General features: G+C 37.3%; 4 protein-coding genes and 1 pseudogene. 1 reads left to right on the forward strand and 4 read right to left on the reverse strand.

Features of this window, described 5'->3' with window-relative positions:
- Positions 1-68: 68 nt before the first annotated feature.
- Complete coding sequence (locus tag QUB61_RS38525; protein ID WP_333136657.1) at positions 69-614, reverse strand: hypothetical protein; 546 nt, start codon at positions 612-614, stop codon at positions 69-71.
- 99 nt (positions 615-713) lie between these two features.
- Positions 714-1,149 (reverse strand): annotated as a pseudogene (locus tag QUB61_RS38530) (ISKra4 family transposase); the annotation flags it as partial.
- A 153-nt stretch (positions 1,150-1,302) separates the two neighbouring features.
- Between QUB61_RS38530 and QUB61_RS38535 the strand changes: the two are divergent.
- Entirely contained in the window at positions 1,303-2,583 is a 1,281-nt protein-coding gene (locus tag QUB61_RS38535) for a transposase (RefSeq protein WP_333136655.1), read from the forward strand.
- Positions 2,584-2,595: 12 nt separating this feature from the next.
- Here QUB61_RS38535 and QUB61_RS38540 read toward each other — a convergent pair whose 3' ends face one another.
- Both QUB61_RS38540 and QUB61_RS38545 read right to left on the reverse strand, forming a co-directional pair.
- Positions 2,596-2,781 (reverse strand): hypothetical protein, encoded by a 186-nt coding sequence (locus QUB61_RS38540; RefSeq protein ID WP_333136652.1) that lies wholly within the window; start codon positions 2,779-2,781, stop codon positions 2,596-2,598.
- A 255-nt stretch (positions 2,782-3,036) separates the two neighbouring features.
- Positions 3,037-3,246 (reverse strand): hypothetical protein, encoded by a 210-nt coding sequence (locus QUB61_RS38545; protein ID WP_333136650.1) that lies wholly within the window; start codon positions 3,244-3,246, stop codon positions 3,037-3,039.
- Positions 3,247-3,391 lie beyond the last annotated feature (145 nt).

Consider the following 3,391-nt stretch of genomic DNA (forward strand, 5'->3'; position numbering starts at 1 on the left):
ACAACAAACTACATTGAGTTGTAGTCGGATTTAACTGTAGCATATTTTGGGTTCCAGTTAAGATGCGTTTACCCTGGAATTGTATAAAACATTTGATTGCGAGTAAAAACATTAGATTTGAGTTTGCCTAACTGCCAGACTCCCCCATTTGATACAATTCCAAAAACATCTTGCTCTGAGTTTTCATTCAGTCGCTGTGCCGCAATCATTTCCGCCAAACACTGCGCCCATCCATTTTCAAAGTTATCTTGTTTCGCTTCTACTAACAGAAAGTAAGGTTGTTCAAAAACAACTTTTCCTAATGAAGAACGTTTAGCTAAAATATATTCAGGAAATCCAGAAAGATATTGATCGTAGGTGAGAGATTGATGGCTCCACAAAACAAATCCGCTGTAATAGCGCTTCCAAACTTCTTTGATTATTGGATAAATTAAATTTTCGCAAATTGCAAATTCAGAATTGTCAACGACTCCCTCTCGCATTGTAAATTCCAAATCTTCTCGAAAATAGTCAGAGACATGAAACTCTGTTTCTACTATAAAATTAGATTCGGTGTAGGTTATTTGAAATTCTTTGAGGACTGAACCGACTGTTTTGTAAGCCCTGAAAGGCATAATCACTTACCAAGTTTAGGTGGCGTATTTTATTGAGCTGATTTTAGCATGGGGAAAGGGCGATCGGGAGCATGTCACTTTCGCAGTGAGCAATTATACTCATGCAGGTTTTACCTGATTACCAATTAAGCCGTTTAAGTAAGCACAACTCGGAGCTAATACTTGTCCCACATGTTCTGATTTCCAACTCGCTCCTGATATTTTAATTCGTCTGCCTATTTGCTTAATGCCTGATTCTACCGCTCAGCCAACCAATTGAACAGATGCCATCAAGAGAGAGAATTTCATAGTTGATAATCCTTTTTTTGTGCTTTTCTAAATATTTGCAAAAATTCACTGCTGATTTTTTCTTGAGCTTTGTAAATAGAGCTGCCGCACTCTCTACATTTCCTTTCCACAAGTATGCTTCTGCTTGCTTAAGTCGCTTAATTGAACCGCCTACTTTCTGAAGATTTTCGTTGAGATGGTACCAATCGAGAATTTCTCTTCTCTGGTGTTCACTACTGATTTCCTTAAATATATTCCATACTCCATCATCAATACTCCGGACAGTTTTTAAAGAGGGATACGATCGCTTTTGCAGCAGAGAAGTGAAAAAAGTGAGTGCAATCTGACCCCAAAATCAACAGAAAAAAAGGCACTCTTTTCGGTTAAGCTATAAAAACACACAAGCTCAACAGATTGCCTTATGAAAATCATTGAATCCATCTTACAACAAATGCCAGGGATTAGTCAACCCCAAAAGAAGTTTTTAATCACTTTATTCTCAACTATCTTGCTGGCTTATGGCAAGGTCAACTTCACCAATCTCAGTCGTTATAGTTGTTTGAGCGAAAAAACCTACCGTCGTCACTTTCTCAAAAGCTTTAATTTTCCACAATTTAATCAATATTTCCTCGAAGAAGCTTTAAATCCTGAACACACAGTCATTGCTGTTATTGATTGTTCTTTTTTAATAAAAAGTGGCAAAAAAACTGACGGCAAGGCTTATTTTTATAATGGTGTAGCTGGTAAATCGGAACAGGGATTGGAAATTTCTGTGATTTCTATTGTCGAAATTGAGACTCGTTTATCTGATAGCTTAAGCGTGCAACAAACTCCATCACGTCCTCAAATAAAGCCCGGGAAAAAACTGCCACAAAAACCGAAGAATAGCTGGTCAAAAAAATCTCGCAAAAAACCGGAGTCTCAAAGCTCAACGCCTGACATCACAAGAGTTGATGACTATGCAAAACATTTAAAGAATACTCGTTGTTCATTCCCAACTTCTGTACGTTATTTGGTGGCTGATGGCTATTACTATCGCTCTCAATTCTGGTCGGCTGTGCGGGAGTTGAATTTAGACTTTATTGGCAAGCTAAGAGTTGATGCTAACCTACGCTATCTCTATACAGGTGAACAAAATAAACTGGGAGCACCTCGCAAATATGATGGTAAGGTTGACTGCCAAGATCTGAGTCGTCTTAAGTTTGTTAAACAAATAAAACCGGGAGTTTCATTATATACATTAGTAGTCTGGAGTTGTTGTTTAAATTGCCAAATTAGCTTGGCTTGTATTTCTGAGGTTCAAGCCAATGGGAAAATCAAAAATACTTTATTATTTAGCACTGATATTCATCTACCACCTGAGCAAATTGTTGAATATTATCAGGCTCGTTTTCAAATCGAATTTATTTTTCGTGATCCTAAACAATTTACGGGATTGTCTGATTGTCAAGCTCGTCATTTACCACGGCTTGATTTTCATTTTAATGCCAGTCTTATTGCCTTAAATCTAGCCAAATATGAACTCTCTCGTTGTCATTCATCTGCCAAATCTTTTGTGTTTTCTATGGCTTCTTATAAACGTCTGGAATTCAATAAGCATCTACTTTCTACCTTTATTGATAAGTTAGATTTAGACCCGGATTTGATTTTAAATCACCCTAACCTTCCTTCAGTCTTGTCTTATGGTACTCTGGCTGCTTAAGAACTGTCCGAACTATTGATCGTGTCCATCACCTAAACAAGTTACAGGTTTGGTTAGTGGTTGTTTATTTGCCCAATCAATGATGATATCATTTTGATTAAAACTAGCCAATATACCAGCTGACGACACAATTGCTTTATAGTCTTTCCATTCAGATTTTTGTCCTTTATGTACCCGAGCGTCGTACTTTTCCACCATCTGCACTTAGCTCTGAAATATCTTCTGTTGATATCGGTTCACTAAAGTCTTGATAATGTACTAATATGAGTTGTGTTTTAGACGGAACAGTCACCCCCGTTAGATACTTAATATCTTGGGCGGCATGCTTATAAGCAACATTGGCACTCAGTCTTAAGCAACAGTTTTCTAAATGTGGACTCAACCTACTAGCACTACCACAGCCTAGTTTATCTGCTTGCTTTTGGGTGATACTTAAATTACCTAGGGTACTTTTTAAAGTCTTGACTCTTCCGGCTTTTGTACCGCTAGCTGAGCAGATAAAAAAAAGCCGATATGTGGTGTCACATGAGTCAAAACTTGGTCTCTGACTGCAAGTTCAATATCTTCTAATGTCTGCAAGGAATCAGGATTAGAATCATCATAAAGGATGGCAGAAATAGCATCTAGATGTATTTTAATTGCCTGTTGTTGTTCAGGTGTCATGATTATATATCAAGTGGGAAGAGATGATAATTATTCCCTATTATACTGATGAGCGGCAAAAAAGTCATGGCATTACTCACAAGTTAAGCTAAAAGCACTATTGTCAATGAGTAAAATTACTCATCTTTTACCTATTGACCCAATT

Origin of the sequence: Microcoleus sp. C2D2 (assembly GCF_036702495.1) — a bacterium.
GTDB lineage: Bacteria > Cyanobacteriota > Cyanobacteriia > Cyanobacteriales > Microcoleaceae > Microcoleus.